Source organism: Glycomyces sp. TRM65418, assembly GCF_019710475.1.
Lineage (GTDB): Bacteria > Actinomycetota > Actinomycetes > Mycobacteriales > Micromonosporaceae > Glycomyces.
Genome location: NZ_JAJFAX010000005.1, coordinates 111,978 through 130,698, shown reverse-complemented (window position 1 = coordinate 130,698; position 18,721 = coordinate 111,978). Strand labels below are relative to the sequence as shown.

The 18,721-nt window shown below is 71.7% G+C and carries 20 protein-coding genes; 10 read left to right on the top strand and 10 right to left on the bottom strand.

All coding sequences use genetic code 11. The features are described from left to right. Window positions 1-9: 9 nt before the first annotated feature. Window positions 10-399 (top strand): carboxymuconolactone decarboxylase family protein, encoded by a 390-nt coding sequence (locus K3N28_RS12915; RefSeq protein ID WP_228092946.1) that lies wholly within the window; start codon window positions 10-12, stop codon window positions 397-399. A 135-nt stretch (window positions 400-534) separates the two neighbouring features. Here the strand turns inward: K3N28_RS12915 and K3N28_RS12910 are convergent, their stop codons facing one another. Continuing rightward, complete coding sequence (locus K3N28_RS12910; RefSeq protein WP_228092945.1) at window positions 535-1,692, bottom strand: DUF5925 domain-containing protein; 1,158 nt, start codon at window positions 1,690-1,692, stop codon at window positions 535-537. 205 nt (window positions 1,693-1,897) lie between these two features. On the opposite strand from K3N28_RS12910, the gene K3N28_RS12905 reads away from it, so the two are divergent. From K3N28_RS12905 to K3N28_RS12895, 3 genes are read left to right on the top strand one after another with little or no spacing between them, the layout of a single operon-like run. After that, entirely contained in the window at window positions 1,898-3,970 is a 2,073-nt protein-coding gene (locus K3N28_RS12905) for a cytochrome c oxidase assembly protein (RefSeq protein WP_228092944.1), read from the top strand. After that, on the top strand, window positions 3,967-4,386 hold the full coding sequence (locus K3N28_RS12900; protein ID WP_228092943.1) for a YkvA family protein: 420 nt from the start codon (window positions 3,967-3,969) through the stop codon (window positions 4,384-4,386). The genes K3N28_RS12905 and K3N28_RS12900 overlap by 4 nt, the downstream gene beginning before the upstream one ends. 46 nt (window positions 4,387-4,432) lie before the next feature. After that, window positions 4,433-5,578, top strand: a complete 1,146-nt coding sequence (locus K3N28_RS12895) for a PLP-dependent aspartate aminotransferase family protein (protein ID WP_228092942.1) — start codon at window positions 4,433-4,435, stop codon at window positions 5,576-5,578. A gap of 446 nt (window positions 5,579-6,024) precedes the next feature. Here K3N28_RS12895 and K3N28_RS12890 read toward each other — a convergent pair whose 3' ends face one another. From K3N28_RS12890 to K3N28_RS12880, 3 genes are read right to left on the bottom strand one after another with little or no spacing between them, the layout of a single operon-like run. Next, entirely contained in the window at window positions 6,025-6,915 is an 891-nt protein-coding gene (locus K3N28_RS12890) for a biotin-dependent carboxyltransferase family protein (protein ID WP_228092941.1), read from the bottom strand. Further along, window positions 6,912-7,565: an allophanate hydrolase subunit 1 gene (locus K3N28_RS12885; protein ID WP_228092940.1), complete on the bottom strand. Its 654-nt coding sequence runs from the start codon at window positions 7,563-7,565 to the stop codon at window positions 6,912-6,914. Before K3N28_RS12885 ends, K3N28_RS12890 begins: the two co-directional genes overlap by 4 nt. Then, on the bottom strand, window positions 7,562-8,305 hold the full coding sequence (locus K3N28_RS12880; protein ID WP_374209773.1) for a LamB/YcsF family protein: 744 nt from the start codon (window positions 8,303-8,305) through the stop codon (window positions 7,562-7,564). Before K3N28_RS12880 ends, K3N28_RS12885 begins: the two co-directional genes overlap by 4 nt. Window positions 8,306-8,734: 429 nt before the next feature. Between K3N28_RS12880 and K3N28_RS12875 the strand changes: the two genes are divergently transcribed. Further along, the gene (locus tag K3N28_RS12875) at window positions 8,735-9,685 is read left to right on the top strand and encodes a hypothetical protein (RefSeq protein ID WP_228092938.1); all 951 of its coding nucleotides are present in this window, start codon (window positions 8,735-8,737) and stop codon (window positions 9,683-9,685) included. 113 nt (window positions 9,686-9,798) lie between these two features. Further along, window positions 9,799-10,638 carry a serine protease gene (locus K3N28_RS12870; RefSeq protein ID WP_228092937.1) on the top strand — a complete coding sequence of 280 codons (840 nt, stop codon included), beginning with the start codon at window positions 9,799-9,801 and terminating at the stop codon, window positions 10,636-10,638. Between the two features lie 96 nt (window positions 10,639-10,734). Here the strand turns inward: K3N28_RS12870 and K3N28_RS12865 are convergent, their stop codons facing one another. From K3N28_RS12865 to K3N28_RS12855, 3 genes are all read right to left on the bottom strand, one after another. Next, complete coding sequence (locus K3N28_RS12865) at window positions 10,735-11,211, bottom strand: SUKH-4 family immunity protein (RefSeq protein WP_228092936.1); 477 nt, start codon at window positions 11,209-11,211, stop codon at window positions 10,735-10,737. A 6-nt stretch (window positions 11,212-11,217) separates the two neighbouring features. Beyond that, window positions 11,218-11,754, bottom strand: a complete 537-nt coding sequence (locus tag K3N28_RS12860; RefSeq protein WP_228092935.1) for an SUKH-4 family immunity protein — start codon at window positions 11,752-11,754, stop codon at window positions 11,218-11,220. 120 nt (window positions 11,755-11,874) lie between these two features. Next, on the bottom strand, window positions 11,875-12,315 hold the full coding sequence (locus K3N28_RS12855) for a DUF1707 domain-containing protein (RefSeq protein WP_228092934.1): 441 nt from the start codon (window positions 12,313-12,315) through the stop codon (window positions 11,875-11,877). Window positions 12,316-12,551: 236 nt separating this feature from the next. Here K3N28_RS12855 and K3N28_RS12850 point away from each other — a divergent pair, with 236 nt between their 5' ends. Further along, entirely contained in the window at window positions 12,552-13,676 is a 1,125-nt protein-coding gene (locus tag K3N28_RS12850; protein ID WP_374209772.1) for an NADH-quinone oxidoreductase subunit D, read from the top strand. A gap of 163 nt (window positions 13,677-13,839) precedes the next feature. Here the strand turns inward: K3N28_RS12850 and K3N28_RS12845 are convergent, their stop codons facing one another. Next, window positions 13,840-14,487, bottom strand: coding sequence for a hypothetical protein (locus K3N28_RS12845; protein ID WP_228092932.1), 648 nt, complete (start codon window positions 14,485-14,487; stop codon window positions 13,840-13,842). Window positions 14,488-14,578: 91 nt separating this feature from the next. Here K3N28_RS12845 and K3N28_RS12840 point away from each other — a divergent pair, with 91 nt between their 5' ends. From K3N28_RS12840 to K3N28_RS12830, 3 genes are all read left to right on the top strand, one after another. Further along, complete coding sequence (locus K3N28_RS12840; RefSeq protein WP_228092931.1) at window positions 14,579-15,535, top strand: sigma-70 family RNA polymerase sigma factor; 957 nt, start codon at window positions 14,579-14,581, stop codon at window positions 15,533-15,535. Between the two features lie 16 nt (window positions 15,536-15,551). Further along, window positions 15,552-16,055 (top strand): carboxymuconolactone decarboxylase family protein, encoded by a 504-nt coding sequence (locus K3N28_RS12835; RefSeq protein WP_228092930.1) that lies wholly within the window; start codon window positions 15,552-15,554, stop codon window positions 16,053-16,055. Between the two features lie 369 nt (window positions 16,056-16,424). Beyond that, complete coding sequence (locus K3N28_RS12830; RefSeq protein ID WP_228092929.1) at window positions 16,425-17,096, top strand: phosphotransferase; 672 nt, start codon at window positions 16,425-16,427, stop codon at window positions 17,094-17,096. A 243-nt stretch (window positions 17,097-17,339) separates the two neighbouring features. Here the strand turns inward: K3N28_RS12830 and K3N28_RS12825 are convergent, their stop codons facing one another. Then, window positions 17,340-17,651 (bottom strand): DUF1416 domain-containing protein, encoded by a 312-nt coding sequence (locus tag K3N28_RS12825; protein WP_228092928.1) that lies wholly within the window; start codon window positions 17,649-17,651, stop codon window positions 17,340-17,342. A 30-nt stretch (window positions 17,652-17,681) separates the two neighbouring features. Next, window positions 17,682-18,533, bottom strand: a complete 852-nt coding sequence (locus K3N28_RS12820) for a sulfurtransferase (protein WP_228092927.1) — start codon at window positions 18,531-18,533, stop codon at window positions 17,682-17,684. Window positions 18,534-18,721: the final 188 nt, after the last annotated feature.

Sequence of the window (18,721 nt, the reverse complement as noted above, 5' to 3'; positions counted from 1 at the left end):
GGTTCGCAGATGGAGGATTCCGGAGAACGCTATGAACGCGGGATCAAGGCCCTGCAACGGCTTTCAGGAGAGGAGGGCCCCTCGCCCGTCACCTCCCTCGCCGACATCGCACCCGATCTCGGCCGCTTCATCGCCGAGTTCGCGTACGGCGACGTCATCTCCCGATCGGAGCTGGAGCCGCGGGATCGGCAGCTGGTGACGATCGGCGCCTTGGCCGCACTGGGGAACGCCGCCCCGCAGCTGCGTTTCCACATCAACGGCGCCCTCAATGCGGGGCTCACCCGCGGCGAGATCGTGGAGGCGCTCACGCAGATCGCGGTCTACGCGGGTTTCCCCGCCGCGATCAACGCGGTCACCGCCGCCAGAGAGGTCTTCGCCGCCCGCGACGCCGAGGCCTGACCGGGTCGAAGACTGAGAAAGCGAAGCCGAACGCGGGGCGGCGTGCCCGATGCGCACCGCCCCGCGGCACCGCCGACCCCGTGCAGGACGAGGCCCGAGGCGCCCGTTTCGCAAGTCGGCGCAGGGAACGCGGCCTTATAGGTACTGGCCGATGTGCTGGTGGGGGATCGGTGTCTCGGACCTGGTCGGATCGGTGCCGCCGCGCCGGGCGTAGAGCTCGGCCAACGTCATCGGCTCGCGCACCGGCTCCCCGCCGAGCCAGTCGCTCGACTCCAGCGGCGACAGCGCGCCCACCTCGATCTGCGCCAGGCACCGCCCGGGGCGCACCACCGCCGGGTGCAGCCGGTCGAGCCGTTCGTTCGTCGTGATCGCCACCATGATCTCCCGGCCCTGCCCGAGCAGGCCGTCCGTCAGGTTCAGCAGCCGCGCCAGCGACTGCCCCGACGCCTCCTTGGCCTCCCCGCGGATCAGCTCGTCGCAGTCCTCCAGGACCATGAGCCGCCAGTGCCCGCGCCGCGGCTCACCGGGGTTGAGGTCGGCGTCCAGCGCCAGATCCATCTCCGACCCGATGATGACCTCCATCAGGTACGACGGGTCGGCGAAGAACGCCTCCGGGTCGAGCACCGTGTCCACCTGGCACCACGGCGCCCACTCGCGGGCGAGCGCCCGCAGGGCCGTCGTCTTGCCGGTCCCCGGCGGGCCGTGGAACAGGACGAGCCGCCCCGCCACGTCCGAAGCCTGCGTGGCCATGAGCTTCCCCAGGGCCGAACCCGCGCCGGAGGAGTAGTTCCGCTCGATCTCCGGCCACCGCGGCGCGCTGATCGACCGGGTGGACCGGAACGGGCCGCGCGCCGACCGGTACCAGAAGCCCATGTCGACCTTGTCCTCGCCGACCTCCTCGACCGAACCGGTCCGGTCGGTGAGGTACGCGGCGATCTCCTCGGCGCGCTCGCGCGTCTCGGCGGTCACCACCGCCTGCCCGGAGCCGTCGCGCCACCGCTGCGTCCGCAGCGTCCAGCCCTCGCCGACCACCAGCTGCAGGAACGACGCCCCGGAAATCGACCGGACGAGCGACCCGCCCTCGGGTATGAGGTCCACGTCGTCGGCGACCATGTCGAGCGCCCGCACCACCGCATGGGGCTGCGCGCCGCTGACGTACGCGTCCAGGGCCATGAGGTTCAGCACGTTCGACGGATCGTCCGAGCCGTCGAGCGTGAAGTGCATGTTGCCGAGCACGCCGCCGCCCCCCTGAAGCAGGTTCATGATCTCACCGCGTCTTTCGATGATTCCCATCGCGATCCACCATAGAAAATTACGGCGCCGCAAGCGATCGCCGTGACTGCCAATGCACGGCTCCGCCTCGAGCGCTCCGTGTGATCGTGCCTTATGACCCCGACACGGCCCATAGCCGCCCGAGCGGCTCGCCGTGAAGTTGCCGGAGATGACTGGACCCCACCCGGTGGGGCGTGAGCTGGATTAATCAGCCATGCTGGGTTACGTGACCGCATCGACCGAGACCAGCCAAAACACCGCCGCTACCATACCTGGCGGCGGCGCGGGGCCCCGAAGCGGGCTGCACGGGCACGGCCGCGGACCGCAGGGCCCCGGGCGCGGGCTGCGCGCACTGGCCGTCGCCGCCGCCGTCCTCGCCGGGCTCGCCGCCGCCGTCGTCGCCCTCGACCTCGGCGGAGCCGTCGACGTCGACGCGCTCCCGGGCCTCACGGCCCCCGACCCCGCCGTCACCTGGGCCGCCGGCCTCCTCAAATACGCCTACGACCTCGCGATGCTCGCCGCCGTCGGCTGCATGGTCGCGGCCGCCTGCTTCCTGCCGGGACGCCAGGGCGACCGGGCCCGCCTCACCGCCCAGTCGTGGCGGTGGCTGCGCGTCGGCGCCGCGGCCTCGGCTCTGTGGGCGGTCGTGGCGCTGGTCCGCCTCCCGGTCGAAGCCGCGAACCTCAACGCCGTGCCGCTCGACCGGATCGGGACTCAGGACGTCTGGTTCTACGTGTCCGAGTTCGAGCAGGGCCGGGCGCTCGCACTCGCCGCGCTCCTCGCGCTCGCCGCGGCGGTCCTCGCGCTGCGGGCGTTCACCATCCCCGGCGCGGTGGGCGCCGCCGCGCTCGCCGTCGCGGCCACCTTCCCGCCGGTCTTCACCGGCCACTCCGCGTCGAACGGCAACCACCAGATCGCCGTCGACGGCCTCCTCATCCACGTCGTCGCCGCCGCGTTCTGGGCCGGCGGCCTGTTCGCGCTGTTCATCGCCCGCAAAGACCCCGCGGTCGCGGCCCGCCGGTACTCCCGGACGGCCCTGTTCGCCTACGCCGCCGTGGGCGGCTCCGGCCTGATCGTCTTCTGCGCCAACGTCGCCCTCACCGACCTGTGGACCACGCCGTACGGGCGGATCGCGCTCGCGAAGCTCGCCGTGCTCGCCGCCGGCGGCCTCCTCGGCTGGGCCCACCGCCGCCGCGCCCTCCCGGCCGTCGCCGCGGGCGACCGGCGCGCGTTCACGCGCCTCGCCGCGGCCGAACTGGCGCTCATGGCGATCGCGTTCGGCCTCGCCGCCTCCCTGTCGGTGACCCCGCCGCCCGCCGAGGAGCTCGCCGACCCGAACACCGCCGTGCTCGGCTTCCCCACCCCCGGGCCGCTCAGCGTCGCCTCCGTGGCACTCGACTGGTACCCGTCGATCCTGTTCTGCACGGCCGCGATCGCGCTCGTCGGCGCGTACGTCGCCGGGGTGGTCCGCCTGCGCCGCCGCGGCGACGCCTGGCCCTGGTACCGCACCGCCCTGTGGATCGCCGGATGGGTCGCGCTCGTCGTCACCACCTCGTCGGGCCTGGGCAAGTACGGGATGGTCCTGTTCAGCGCCCACATGGTGCAGCACATGGCGCTGAACATGCTCGTGCCGATCCTCCTCGTGCTGGCCGCGCCCGTGACGCTCGCGCTCCGGGCCCTGCGGCCCGACCGCGCCGGCGGCCCGCGCGAATGGCTCCTCGCCGCCGTCCACAGCCGCTGGTCCCGGTTCGTCTCGAAACCGCTCGTGGCGCTCTTCATCTACCTGACGAGCCTGTACCTCATGTACTTCACCGGCATGTTCGAGTGGGCGCTGCGCTCGCACTTCGGGCACCTGTTCATGACCGCGCACTTCCTCGCCGCCGGGAGCCTCTTCTTCTGGGTGATCATCGGCCCCGACCCGAAGCCGCGGCCGCTGAGCTACCCGGCGAAGGTCCTGCTCTACTTCGTGTCGATCGTCTTCCACGCCATCTTCGGGCTCACCCTGATGTTGAGCACGACGCTCATCGCGGGCGACTGGTACACGCAGATCGCCATGCCCTGGGCGGGCGACCTCCTCGCCGACCAGCGCGCCGGCGGCGGCATCGCGTGGGCGTTCGGGGAGATCCCGAGCCTCATCATCATCGGCGTGCTCATCGCCCAGTGGACGCGCTCGGAGGACCGCGAGGGCCGGCGCCTCGACCGGATGGCCGAGCGCGCCACCGCCAGCGGCCGCCCCGAGGACGACCCGCACGAGGTCTACAACGCCTATCTCGCGAGCCTCGACCAGGAACGCCGGTGACGGTGCCGGAGGGCGCACGCGGCTGGCTCGCCGCTCTCGCGATCGCGGCCGCCCTCATCGTCCTGACCTGGGCGCTCCTCGCCGTCCTCGCCCGGCGGCTGCCGCCCGGGCTCCTGCGGGACCTCGCCGCCTTCATCCCCGACTGCATCGCCTGCGCGCGGCGGCTGCGCCGCCACCCCGCCGTCCCGCGCCGCGCGAAGGCGGCCGTCGTGATCGCGGCGGTGTACCTGGCAAGCCCGATCGACCTCATCCCCGAATTCCTGCCGGTCATCGGGCCCCTCGACGACATCGTCGTGGTCGCGCTCGCCCTGCGGTACGCGGCCCGCAGCGTCCCCCGCGAGGTCCTCCACGAGGCGTGGCCCGGCGAGACCCGCCTCCTCGACCGGCTCATCGGCGCCCGCCCCGGCGCCGGCTGAGACCCGAATCATTGCGGGGCGACCGGGCCGCCGATATCGTCGGCGGATGAGCGACGCAACCCGGTTCGAGACCCTGGCCGTCCACGGCGGGGAGCCCCGCCCCGCCCGCGACCGATCGGTCGTCTTCCCCATCTACCAGGGGACGGTCTACGAGATCGAACCCGGCGGCGGCGTCGACTACATCCGCTACTCCAACACCCCCACCCAGACGTACGTGCAGGACAAGCTCGCCGCCCTCGAAGGCGCCGAGGCCGCCGTCGTCACCGCCTCCGGCATGGCCGCGATCGCCACCGCGCTCAGCAGCGTCCTCGGCGGCGGCGACCGCCTGATCGTCGCCGGGAACCTCTACGGCGGCACCCACGCCCTCCTCGCCGAGGAGGCCCGGCGGATCGGCTGGGGCGTCGACTTCGTCGACGCCGATGACCCCGCCGCCTGGGAGGCCGCGCTCCGGCCCGAGACCAAAGCCGTCTACGTCGAGTCGATCACCAACCCGCTCGTGCGGGTCGGCGACCTCGCCGGACTCGCCCGCTTCGCACGCGAGCACGGCCTGACCTCCATCATCGACAACACTTTCCCCACCCCGGTGCTGTTCCGGCCCCACACCGTCGGCTACGACCTGGTGTGCCACTCCGCGACCAAGGCCCTCAACGGCCATTCCGACCTCGTCGCCGGCGTCGTCACGGGCTCGGCCGAGCGGATCGAGCGCGTGCGCCACCAGCTGATGCTCTTCGGCGGCAGCCTCGACCCGAACGCGGCGTTCCTGCTCTCGCGCGGACTCAAGACCCTCGCCCTGCGGGTGCGGGCGCAGAACGAGAACGCGCTCGCGTTGGCGCGGTTCCTGGAGGAGCACGAGGCGATCGCCGACGTGCACTACCCGGGCCTGGCCTCGCACCCCGACCATGAGCGGGCCGCGGCGCTGTTCGACGGCTTCGGATCGATGCTGGCGTTCCGGCCCGCCGGGGGCCTGGACGCGGCCGAGCGCCTTCTGCGGACGCTGCGCATTCCGTATCCGGCCGCGAGCCTGGGCGGAGTGGAGTCGCTGATGACGCGACCGGCGATCAGCAGCCACGCCAAGATGACCGCCGAGGAGCGGGCGGCGGCGGGGATCGGCGACGACCTCATCCGGTTCTCCACGGGCATCGAGGCCGCGGAGGACCTCATCGCCGACTTCGCTCAGGCCTTGGGCGACTGAGTCCTCGAACGGCGGCGCTCCCGCATCGCCGCGCGCTCGCACGGCAGTGCTCCTGAACGACAGCGCCTCTAGGTGGCAGCGGTCCTGAACGACAGTCCTCCTGAACGACAGTCCTCCTGAACGGCAGCGCTTCTGAACGACGGCGCCGGCGAACGACCGCGCGCTCGAACAACTGCCACTCCGCAGCGACGAGGCCCCTGGAGACGACGCGCCTGGCGAGTGCGCTCGCAAACCGCGAGAGCCTTCGCGCCAGACCGCCGCGACAGGCCGATCGCACGAGCCGCTGCAAGCCCCGGGGTCCGGCCGTCCCCAACCCCCGCCCTCCCGAGAGGGGAAGGAAGTCTCGGGCCGATCGTGGCAGGCGGGTCCGACAAGAACCGCCGCCGAAACCGGCCGCCCGCGCGGAATGCACTCGAACGTGTGGCCCTACGCGAGCGGCCGACGCGTCAGACCCGCTTGCTCCAATGGGGCATCGGGATCGGCACGAACCTGATCGGGGTCCCCGGCCGCGCCTGCGCCGCGGCCGCCTGCGCCTCCGGGCCCACCACGCCGATCACCGGGTAGCCGCCCGTCGTCGGGTGGTCGGGGCCGAACAGGATCGGCTGCCCGTTCGGCGGCACCTGCAGCGCCCCCGCCGCGATCCCCTCGCTCGGCAGCTCCGCCTTCGCATCGGCCCGTCGGAGCACCGGACCCTCCAGCCGCAGCCCGATCCGGTTGGAATGCTCCGAAACGGTCCACACCCCGCGCGCCAGCTCGGCCACCGCCTCCGGTTGGAACCACTCGATCCTCGGTCCCAAATGGAGCTTCAGCACGAGTTCCTCGCCGACTCCCGACCACGGCGCGGGCCACTGCGTCGGCAGCGGCGGATGCGCCGGACTCGGCCCCAGCGGGATCGTGTCGCCGTCGCTCAGCGGCGCCGGCCCCAAACCCGAGAGCAGGCACGTCGAATGCGAACCGAGGCTCGACTTCGGATGCAGCCCACCGGAGAACGCCAGATACGAGCGCACGCCGACCTCGGCGGGCCCGGCGTCCAGCACCGAACCGGCCTGCAGCTTCACCGGCTGCCCCCAGGCCTCCGGCCGCCCGTCCACGGTGACCGGGCACGGCGCGCCGCCCACGACCACGGTCACGTTCCGGTGCGCCTTCACGGTGCATCCGTTCAACGTCGTCTCCAGCGCGCACGCCCCGGTCGGGTTGCCCGCCAGCTGGTTCGCGAGCCGCCACGACGGCCGGTCCGCGGCCCCCGAGGGCGGCACCGCCAAGTGCCCCCAGCCGGGACGCCCGGCGTCCTGGCAGGTCGTGAGCACGCCCGCGCGAAGGATCTCGATGTGGCTCATACGCGCACCGCCGCGAACCGCACGCGCGTGCCGGGCACCAGGAGCGCCGCGGGCTCGCGGTGCTCGTTCCACAGTCGACCGGGATTCGTCATCGTCGCGATGAGCTGCCAGCCGCCGGGACTCGTGCGCGGATAGACGCCGGTGTACGGCCCGGCCACGGCCACGGACCCGGCCGGCACCGTGGTCCTCGGGTTCTCGCGGCGCGGTACCTGGTAGCGCTCGGGCAGCCCTTCGAGGTAGGCGAAGCCGGGCGAGAATCCGCAGAACGCCGACTCGTACTCGATCCCCGAATGGATGTCGGCCACCGCCTCCGGGGCCACCCCCCACAGTTCGGCGACGGCCTCGAGGTCGGGTCCGTCGTAGCAGACGGGGATCTCGACGGCCTCGCCCCCCGCGTCGGGCTCGTCGGTGAGCGGCCAGCCCGGCAGTTCGGCGGCCAGCAGCTCCGGCTCGTCGATCCCGTCCACCAGCACGGTGGTCGCCCCCGGCACCAGGTCGGCGGCCTCCAGGAGACCGGACATGCGCCGGCTCTGCAGCGAGCGGTAGCAGGAGCGCGCGGCCTCGCTGGTGCCGCAGTCGATCAGGATGCCCCGCGGCCCGGCCGGGAGGGGCCTGAGCCGATGGGCGGCGGTGGTTCTTCCGGTACTCACGAGAATGCCTCCACGTCGATGCCTCGTTCGTCCAATGCGGCCCTGACGGACGCGGCCAGCGCGACCGCGTCGCGACCGTCGCCGTGTACGCAGATCGATGCGGCCGCAACGGCGATGCGCGTCCCGTCGATCGCCGTCACCGCTCCTTCCACCGCCAGTTCCACGGCCTGCCGCACGGCCGCGTCGGGAGCGAGCAGCGCGCCCGGCGTCCCGCGCGGCGCCAGCCGCCCGTCGGGGAGGTATGCCCGGTCGGCGAAGGCTTCACCCACGACCCGCAGCCCGGCTTCGGAAGCGAGTCGGTCGAGCGCGTTCCCGCGCTGGGTGAGCACGGTGTCCACGCCCGCCAAGCGGACCCCTTCGACCACCGCGGCGGCCTGCACCGGGTCGCGGCCGGTCCGGTGATACAGCGCCCCATGGGGTTTCACATAGGACACGTGTCGGCCCGCAGCTTCGGCGAACACGCGCAGCGCCCCGATCTGATAGGCGACCTCGGCGGCCAGTTCCGCGGCGGGGACGTCGATCTCGCGCCGCCCGAACCCGGCGAGGTCCCGATAGGACACTTGCGCGCCGATCCGCACGCCCCCGGCGGCGGCCAGCGCGGTGACGCGGCGCAGGGTGGCGGGGTCGCCGGCGTGGAAACCGCATGCGACATTCGCGCTCGTGACGATGCGCAACAGTGCGTCATCGTCCGTGAGCTCCCAGCGACCGAAACCCTCCCCAAGGTCCGCGTTGAGGTCCATGCCTAAACGGTACCGGAGTGCGCGGTATTCGGGCGCTTCGGGAACGGGGGCTGAAATATCGCCTCCGTGATGTTTGCGTGACAAGCCGCCGCAGGCTTCGGCGCGGAGGAGGCGCCGTGGCCGTCGGCGCGCGGACGCGACGAAGCCCGTCGGCATCGGCGCCCGCGAGGCCGGCGGTCTCGCCGCTTCGCGCGCCGTGGCCCCCGGTCCCGCTCGTCCCCTTCGCCACGATCGGGTGACATGCGCGCCGCCGCACCCGGTTCTTGTCGTACTCGGGCGGGAGGATCGGCGTTGTGTTCCCCGGGCGGGTGGGGGTTCGGGACGGTATTCGGTAAGCTCTGCAACAGTTGCGGCAAGCGCTATCCATGGCTACGGTTCAAGCACCCCGCCGGGCCCGGCCTTCCGGCCGCCGACTTCCCTGGAGGAACCATGACGACCGGACCGACCACCGAGGCGCTCCCCGCGCCGGCGCCGCTGTTCACCGACCCGGTCTTCGACGGGCCCACCGACCCCACCGTCGTCTACGACCCCGACTCGGGCCTGTGGCGCCTCTTCTACACGCAGCGCCGCGCCGACCAGCCCGACGCGGGCGTCGCCTGGGCGCACGGCACCGACATCGGCCACGCCACCAGCCCCGACGGTCGCGAATGGACCTACGTCGGCACCGCGGCCGGTCCCGACCGCGCCCCCGGCGACACGTGGTGGGCCCCTGAGATCCTGCGCCACGACGGCCTCTGGCACATGTACGTCACCTACCTCGAAGGCATCCGCGAGGACTGGTCCGGCCCGGCCGAGATCCGCCACTACACCTCCGAGGACCTCGAGGACTGGACCTACCGCTCCACCGTCGACGTCGACTCCGAACGCGCCATCGACGCCACCGTCCACCGCCTCCCGAACGGCAAGTGGCGCATGTGGTTCAAGGACGAGCAGCGCGAGAGCCGCATCCACGCCGCCGACTCCGACGACCTCTTCGCCTGGACGCCCGCCGGTCCCTCCGTCACCGACCAGGCCCAGGAGGGCCCCACCGTCTTCCTGCTCGGCGGCGTCTACTGGATGGTCACCGACGGCTGGGCCGGACTCCTCGTCCACCGCTCCACCGACCTCGAGCACTGGCACCGCCAGCCGCTCCCGATCCTCGCCGGTCCCGGCCGCCGCGCCTACGACGAGGCCTTCGGTCACCATGCCATGGCCCTCACGCAGGGCCCCGACGAGGGCTTCCTCTACTACTTCACCCATCCCGGCGGCGGCCGCCGCTCCACGGTGCAGGTCGCGCGCCTCTATGTCCGCGAGGGATGGCTGCGCTGCGACCGGGACGAGCCCTTCGACTACCGCCCCGACCCGGCCCTCGCCCCGGCCTTCAGGGGCGGCTCGGCCTGAGGCGTGCGCCAAGGCACCCGGCCGCGGGAGGGGTCCCGGGACGATGTGGGTATTTTTCGGGTCAGGACGGCCAAACGGCCCGAGCCTCACATCCACCCCCGAAAGGATGCACAGTGGACAGAACGAGGAAGCATCTGATCCGGTTCGGCGCGGGCGTCGCCGCAGGCCTCGGCGCCGCGGCCGTCGCTTGGGCGGGCACCGCCGCGAACGCCGACCCCCTCGAGCCCGCAGGCGACTTCGAGGCCATGATCATCGGCGGCCAGCCCGCCGAGGAGGGCCGGTTCCCCTGGCTCGTCGGCGTCGGCTGGTCGGGCGCCGGCTCCGCCTACGAACGGCAGTTCTGCGGCGGCTCGGTCATCACCGAGACCGTCGTCCTCACCGCCGCGCACTGCGTGGAGGGCACGAGCGACCCCGACGAACTCGTGGTCTTCTCCGGCTCGGTCGACCTGGACTCGGCGGACCTCGTCGAGACCGCGGTGGTGGACCTGCACCTCGCGCACGACTACAACGAGCCGGTCACGTTCGCGAACGACTGGGCGCTGCTCCTGCTCGACGAGCCGGTCGACGTCGAGCCGATCGACGTCGGCACCGAGCCGACCGAGTTCGACGCCGTCACCACCGCCGGATGGGGCTACACCGGCGAGGTCTTCCCGGCCGTCGCCCGATGGGTCGAGGTGCCGTTCATCGACGACGAGACCTGCGAAGCGGCCTATCCCGGCGAAGTCGACGCCCAGACCATGCTGTGCGCGGGCGACCTCGAGCACGGCGGCATCGACTCCTGCCAGGGCGACTCGGGCGGCCCCGCCATGGCCCCCGACGAGGACGGCGACCTCATCCTCGTCGGCATCGTCTCCTGGGGGTACGGCTGCGCCGAACCCGGCAACCCGGGCGTCTACGCCGAGGTCGCCGACTTCAACAGCGCCATCGACGACGTCCTCGAAGACTGGGAGTGACCGCGGTACGAGCCGACCGCACCCGGTCGGCTCCCTTGAGCCGCAACGGGGCCGGGAGGGTGCGCCCTTCCGGCCCCGCGCCGTCCCCGGATCCGCTCAGACCTGGTCGAGGCGTTCGAAGACCAGCGGCCACCACTCGGCCTCGTCGAACGCGCGCTCGTCCAGCGCGCGCAGCGTGAACCGCATGCCCCGGTTCATGATCGAGCCGATGTCGTCGGTCTCGCTCATCTCCAGCGCGAACCCGATGCGGCGCAGGAACTCCACGAACCACCGGTACGAGGAGTTGACCCCGCGCACCTCGTTGCTGTCGGTGTCGAACTGCAGGACCTCGCCGGTGTTCGGGTCGATCGCGTACAGGAGCCCAGGCGAGCCCTCGACCGCGCCGACGACGATGAGCCGCACGTCCAGGTCGGTGCCCTCGGCGGTCAACCGGATCATGTTGAACGGCGCGAGCCCCTCCGGGAGCCGCGAGGTGTAGATCCGCGGGATCGACTCCGGGAGCCCTTCCAGGTCCTCCGGCAGCGACTCGGGGGCGACGCCCCCTTCGATGAGCTTCTCGCGCGGAAAGTCCACGGCCGCCTAGCCTTTCGCGCCTTCGAGCTGCATGAGCGCGATCGACCACCAGGACTCGCGGTCGGCCAGCGCCTCCGGGTCGACGCCCCGCATCGCGGTGCGCAGTCCGGCGGCGCGCCGGGCGCGGCCCGCGCTGCCGGTGTCGGCGTCGACGAACAGCGCGAACCGGTACAGGAACTCGGCGAAGGCCTTGAACGTGGAGTTCACCAGTTCGAGGGTCCCGTCCTCGACGCCGAGGAGCAGCACCTGGCCGCTCTCGGTGTCGAGGCAGAACAGCATGTCGTCCCGGTCGTGCGGGACGGCCCCGATGACGGCGAGCGCGAGCGTGCCCTCCTCGCCCATGTCGAGGTCGATCCGGCTGTACAGGTCGAAGCGGGCGCCGTCGAGATACGCGGTGTAGACCGCCGACATGTCGATCGGGAGGAAGTCGACCTCGGGGTAGACCGAGGCGGGAGCGGCGAACTCACCGATCCACTGGGCGCGCGGGTACTCGATGACATTGTCGGGCTCCCAGGCCCGCAGGTAGGCGTCGCTGTCGGTCACGGTGCTTCCTCACTGGGCGTCGGTCGAGGTGCGCCAGCTGGGGATCGAGCCGGTCTCGCGCAGGTTAGCGTACCGACGGCCCCGGCCGCGTCAGGGGTTGTCGGCGCCCCGCCGCGCGCCTCAGAAGAGCCCGGCGACCGCCGCGACGACGAACAGGACCAGGACCACCAGCACCCCGATCGCGAGGTACAGGAACAGCTCCGGCGCGACCGCGAACACGATCAGCGAGATCACGGCGGCGATCCCCACCGCGACGCCCGCGATCCTCCACTTCCGAGGGCTCGTCTCCGCGCTCTCGCGCAACTGCTGGTTGACCTTGGACAGCGGCGGACGCATGACCGCGGTCGGCTCCAGCGCCGCCTCCGAGAAGCCCGGCGGCGGCAGCTGCTGCAGGTCGGCGATCAGGACGTCGAGCTCGGAGTAGACCTTGGCCTGCATGGCGGCGTCGATCCGGTCCTGGTACTCGGGCACGTCCAGGCGGCCTTCCTCGACCGCCTGCCGCAGGCGCTCCATCACGACCTGCCGGTCGGACTCCGACGCACGCATCTGATCGCGGTCCACGGCCACTCCTCCATAGTCGGATGCTCCGTCAAGAATGCCAGGGCGCGGCAACCCGCGCCATGCGCACCTGCGGCTCGCCGGCCGCGAACCCGCGGTCCGCACGCTCGCCGGCGGGTCGCGGGCCGGGCCCTCGCCCCGGCCCGCGCCCGCCTGCCGCCCGAGTGGGCAAAGCCGTGGCGACCCTTCCCCGGAGGCGCCGAAACTGCGACGATGGGACCGTGATCGAGTCGGAGCGAATGACCGTCGGCGTCGGCGCCGGAACCGAGCCCACCGACATGGTGCTCAACATCGGCCCGCAGCACCCCTCCACGCACGGGGTGCTGCGCCTGCTGCTGCGCGTCGACGGCGAACGCGTCACCGAATGCGAGCCGGTCGTCGGCTACATGCACCGCGGCGCCGAGAAGCTCTACGAGGTGCGCGACTTCCGCCAGATCATGCTGCTCGCCAACCGGCACGACTGGCTCTCGGCGTTCTCGTCCGAACTCGGCGTCGCGCTCGCGGCCGAACGCCTCGCCGGCATCGAGGTCCCTGAACGCGCCGTGTGGCTGCGCATGGCCCTGGCGGAGATGAACCGGGTGCTCAACCACCTCATGTTCCTCGGGTCCTACCCGCTGGAGATCGGCGCGATCACCCCGATGTTCTACGCGTTCACCGAACGCGAGCGGCTCCAAGCGGTCATGGAGGAGGCCAGCGGCGGACGCGTCCACTACATGTACAACTGCGTCGGCGGCCTCAAGTCCGATGTGCCCTCCGGGTGGGAGGGGCGGGCGCGCCGGGCGCTCGACGAGGTCGAGCACGGCATGGTCCGGCTCGACAAGATGCTGCGGCACAACGAGATCTTCGCGGCCCGCACGAAGGGCGTCGGCGTGCTCGACGCCGCGACGGCCGCCGCGTTCGGCGTGACCGGTCCGGTCGCACGCGCCTCGGGCCTGGACTTCGACCTGCGGCGCGACGAGCCGTATCTGGCCTACCCGGAGCTGGACGTGCCGGTCGTCCTCCGCGCCGAAGGCGACTGCCACGCGCGGTTCATGGTGCTGCTCGACCAGGTGCAGGTCTCGATCGACCTCGCCCGCCAGTGCCTGGAACGGCTCGCGGGCACACCCGGGCCGGTCAACGTGAAGCTGCCGAAGATCTTCAAGCCGCCGGTGGGCGAGACCTACGTGTGGACCGAGAACCCGCTGGGCGCCAACGGCTACTACCTGGTGAGCCGGGGCGAGAAGACCCCGTGGCGGCTCAAGCTCCGCACCGCGTCCTACGCGAACGTGCAGGCGCTGGCGACGCTCATGACCGGCTGCCTCATCCCGGACATGATCGCGATCCTCGGTTCGATGTTCTTCGTGGTGGGCGACATCGACAAGTGATCGCGCGGGGTCGCCGCTCGCCGGTGGCGACGTTGCAGACCACGGTGAAGACGACCACCGCGAGGAATCCCGGACCGGGCAGCCGTTGCACGCCGTCGTGCTCCACGCCTGCGCTGTCGGATCGCCGCCCGGCAGCGGGCCGCTGGAGACCCGCGGCATCGGGTCAGACGCAGCCGCCGGTGGTCTCGTGGACGCGGAACGGCCGGGCCTCGATCGGCTCGGTCCAGCTCGCCAAGGTCTCGCCGCCCGGGCACGGCACCGACCCGTAGGCCCACTCGGCGGTCGCCTCCGCCGGAGGGGCCGGCGCGAACGCCCCGACCGGCTCGTCGAGCGGCCGGCAGCCGGTGACGGCCTGGACCTCCACCGGTTCGGACCAGCGGCCCCCGGGCGGATCCCCCGCGGGCGCGGTGACCCGCAGCCCGATGAAGTCCCCGGTCGTCCCCGACCAGGAGGCGCCCTCCGGCGTGTCGGTCAGCACGCTCATCGCGAACCGGTCGGCCAGCGCCTCCACCTCGCTCACCCTCGCACCCGAGACCTGAAGGGTCCGTTCGAGCGACAGGCCCGGCCGCACCGGCGTCACGTCGCACGCCTCCCAATGCAGGGGTCCGGCCGCGAGCACCGACGCGCCCGTGAAGAGCGCCGCGGCCTCGCCGACCACGGCGTCCATCACCGTGCGGGCCTCGGCCGCGTCCACCTGCTCGCGCACGGTCGTCCGCGAAGCGGCGAAGGCGACCGCGACCAGCACGACCGCCCACACGACGACCGCGACGCGCAGGCGACGGCGCCACCGCGCCGAGACGTTCGAGAACACGCCTGCCAGTCTGCCCTACGACTCCAGCGAGATCACCGTCACAATCTGCGCTCGACTGTCACACTTATCCACCATGTCCCGTCCTCCTCGCATGAACGAACCGGAAGCGCACACCCCAGAGGAGGCCGCGGCCCTCTTCGAGGACCTCCGGCCCCGCCTCGTCGGGGTCGCCTACGGCCTCCTCGGCTCCGTCGCCGAAGCCGAGGACGTGGTCCAGGACGCCTGGATCCGACTCCAACGCACCGACTTCGCGCAGATCGAAGACCTCACCGGCTGGCTCGTCACCACGACCTCCCGGCTCGCCCTCGACGTCCTCCGCTCGGCCCGCACCCGCCGCGAGGCCTACGTCGGACCCTGGCTCCCCGAACCGGTCGAGACCGGCCCCGACCCGGCCGACTCCGTCAGCCTGGCCGACTCGATGTCCTGGGCCATGCTCGTGGTCCTGGAGACCCTGAGCCCGGCCGAGCGGGCCGCATTCGTCCTCCACGACGTCTTCGGCCTCACCTTCGAAGAGGTCGGCGCGGCCCTCGGCCGCAGCCCGGCGGGCTGCCGCAAACTCGCCAGCCGCGCCCGCTGGCACGTCGAGGAGCGCAAGCCGCGCTTCGACGTGGACCCCGAAGCCCACCGCGCCGTGGTCGAGGCCTTCTCGAAGGCCACCCGCTCGGGGGATCTCGACAAACTGGTGGCGCTCCTCGACCCCGAGGCCGTCCTGGTCTCCGACGGCGGCGGCCACGTCCCGGCCGCGCGCAGGCCGATCCACGGCGCGGAGAAGGTCGCCCGGTTCCTCGTGGGCACCAGCGCGAAGGCGCCCGACCGCCACCACCAGTCCATCGTCATCAACGGCAACCCCGCCCTGATCACCGTCCGCGGCGGCCTCGTCGACGGCGTCATCGCCCTCGGCATCGAGAACGGCCGCATCACCACCGTCGACCTGGTCCGCAACCCCGACAAGTTCCACGGGCTGCGCACCACGGCGGTCCGGCGACCCGCAGGGCAGCCCGCAGAGCCGCCGACGGAGCAGTCGGCCGATCCGCAGATCGAACAGTAAGAGAAAGGAAACCGCCATGGAACCCCGTCTCGCCTTCACCGAAACCGAGTTCGCGAAGCAGTACTACAAGAACATGCTCGCCAACGAGAAGCTCTTCCACACCGCCTCGCCCGTCCCGTTCACCACCATGGAACTGGTGAAGCTGCGCGCCAGCCAGATCAACGGTTGCGGCTACTGCGTCGACATGCACTACAAGGACGCCGTGCACGCCGGAGAAGACCCCGAGCGGCTCAACCTCGTCACCGTGTGGCGCGAGGCCCCGGCCTTCACCGAGGCGGAGCGCGCCGCACTGGCGCTGGCCGAGGAGTCGGCCCGCATCGCCGACAACCCGGACGCCGTCAGCGACGAGACGTGGGAGGCCGTGCGCAAGCACTACGACGACGAGCAGATCGCCGCCCTGGTGGCGATGTGCGCCCAGATCAACGCCTGGAACCGCATCAACGTCATCCTCCGCACCCCGGCCGGCTTCTACGACCCGGCCACGAAGACCGCCCGCTACCGAACCGCCGACAAGGAGTAGCGAGCCGAGGCGCAGCGAAGCGACGCGACAGCGGGGGAGGTGCGAGCGCGGATCACGACCGCATCGGCCCGAAGCGGGGTCGCCCAAGAAGCGGAGGAGCGGCGCCGTCGCTCACCGCCGGGCAGCCTGTCGATAGTGGACTCGCCCAGCCGGCGTGCCGACCGTCATCGGAACGCGGTCTCGCTCAGCCGCCCAGGAATGCAGTGAGGAACCCGCGAGGAGCGGACTCGCTCGGCCGGGGCTGCGGAGCGCCATCGGGCGAGGGCATCGCTCGGTCGCTCAGTGCAGTACCCGCGAGGAGCGGAGCAGCGCAACCGGACAGGTGTTCCGCCGCTCTGCTCCTCGCCGCCGCTGCGATACGGTTCGGTGATGGAGTTTCTCGCCTCTGGCCGCGACTCGGTCGTGTACGCGATCAACGACCGAAGAGTGCTGCGATGCGCCGAGTACGACACCACGGACGTCGCGCAGGTCATGCGCTATCTGCGGGACCAGGGCTATCCGGTCCCGGCGGTGTACCACGCGGAGGGCGGCGACATCGAGATGGAACGCCTGCACGGCCCGACCCTGGCCGAGGAGGTCGTCAGCGGCCGCGTCAGTCCCGCTGCGTGCGTCGAGCTGATCCGCGAACTCCACAGCGACCTGCACCGGATCGAACCCCCGGCATGGCTCGCCGCTCGGTCGCGCGGCGTCGACTTGACCGGTGGCGGAGCCGACCGCGTGCTGCACCTCGACCTGCATCCCGAGAACATCATGCTGACCGAGGGCGGGCCGGTGGTGATCGACTGGACCAACGCCGCCGCAGGCGATCCGGACATCGACCGAGCGGTCACGTGGGCGGTCTTCGCCGGCTTCGACCCGACGCCGCTGGGACCGGAACTCGCCGCCGGCTTCGACCGGATGCTCGACCAGTTGCTCGACGGCCTCCCCCAGGGAGCGCTCGACACGGCACACCGGTACCGGCAGCTGGATCCGACGCTTGAGGCGGCCGAACGGCATCGGCTGCGGACACGGTTCGAGCAAGCGGGGTCGGCCCACGGCTGAGCCGCAAACCCCAACGCCCGGAATACCGACGACGATCGACCCCGAGCCCCGGCCCCGTCTCCCGGTACGCGAGCGGCGGGTCCGTTCCCCCGGTACGCGAAAGGCCGGTCCGGCGGCACTGACGGTGGAAGCAGACGGGACCCGTTCGCCGGGCACGCAAAAGGCGGGGCCGCGGTTGCGGCCCCGCCTTTCAGACTGGGATACGAGCTGAATCGCCCCGGTCGGTCTCGGTCGCCGTGAGCCCTATCGGCTCACGGCGAGCTTCGTCTCGTTGAGCCCGCGGGAGGCCTCGACCTCGCCGGTGGCGTCGCCGTAGCGCGAGAGCGCCCGGAGCGTCCACTTGCCGGGGGCGGCGAAGAAGCGGAACTGCCCGCCCTCACCGGTCACGACCTCGGCGGTGAACTCGCCGGAGCCGTCGAGCAGGCGCACGTACGCGCCCTGCACGAGTTCGCCCTCGTCGTTCACGACGGTGCCTGTGAGCACGGTCTCCTTCTCGATGTCGACCGACGCCGGCAGGGCCGCGTCCTGGTCAGGTGCAGCGCAGCTGTCAGACATTGGTGTTCCTTTCCGTACCGTCGCCGGTGTCTACTTGGTGCCGGGCTCGTCGCCGAGCGCGATCGGCACGCCCACGAGGGAGCCGTACTCGGTCCAGGAGCCGTCGTAGTTCTTCACGTCCGAGTAGCCGAGGAGCTCGCGGAGCGCGAACCAGGTGTGGCTCGAGCGCTCGCCGATGCGGCAGTAGGCGATGGTCGCCTTGCCCTCGTCCAGGCCGGCCTCGTTCACGTAGAGCTCGCGCAGCTCGTCCTCGGACTTGAAGGTGCCGTCCTCGTTCGCGGCCTTGCTCCACGGCACGCTGAGCGCGGTCGGGATGTGGCCGGCGCGCTGCGACTGCTCCTGGGGGAGGTGGGCCGGCGCGAGGAGGCGGCCGGCGTACTCGTCGGGGGAGCGCACGTCGATGAGGTTCTTGGCGCCGATGGCGGCCTCGACCTCGTCGCGCTTGGCGCGCAGGTCCCAGTTCAGCGGCTTGGCCGTGTACTGGGTGGGCTTGCGCTCGGGCACCTCGGTGGTCACCTCGCGGGCGTCGAGCTCCCACTTCTTGCGGCCGCCGTCGAGGAGCTTGACGTCCTCGTGGCCGTACAGCTTGAAGTACCAGTACGCGTAGGCCGCGAACCAGTTGTTGTTGCCGCCGTAGAGGACGACGGTGTCGTCGTTGCTGATGCCGCGCTCGGACAGCAGCTGCGAGAACTGCTCCTGGTTGACGAAGTCGCGGCGGACCGGGTCCTGGAGGTCGTCCTTCCAGTCGATCTTGATCGCGCCCCTGATGTGTCCCGAGTCGTAGGCCGAGGTGTCTTCGTCGACCTCGACGAACACGACGCCGGGGGTGTCGAGGTTCTCTTCCGCCCAATCGGCGGTGACCAGCACGTCTTCACGAGCCATGGCTGTTCTCTCCTGAACGTAAATGGAATGACTTGGTTCGAGTTCCGAGTTCGAGAGCGTGCCCAGTGTGTCGAGGTGCGGTTCGCTGCGAATCGCAGCCGAGCAGGGAGGATCCGGGACCTAGGGTCCGGGGGATGCAATCCGATCTGACGTCACACCCGTATCCGCTTCATAAGCGGTGCATGGGT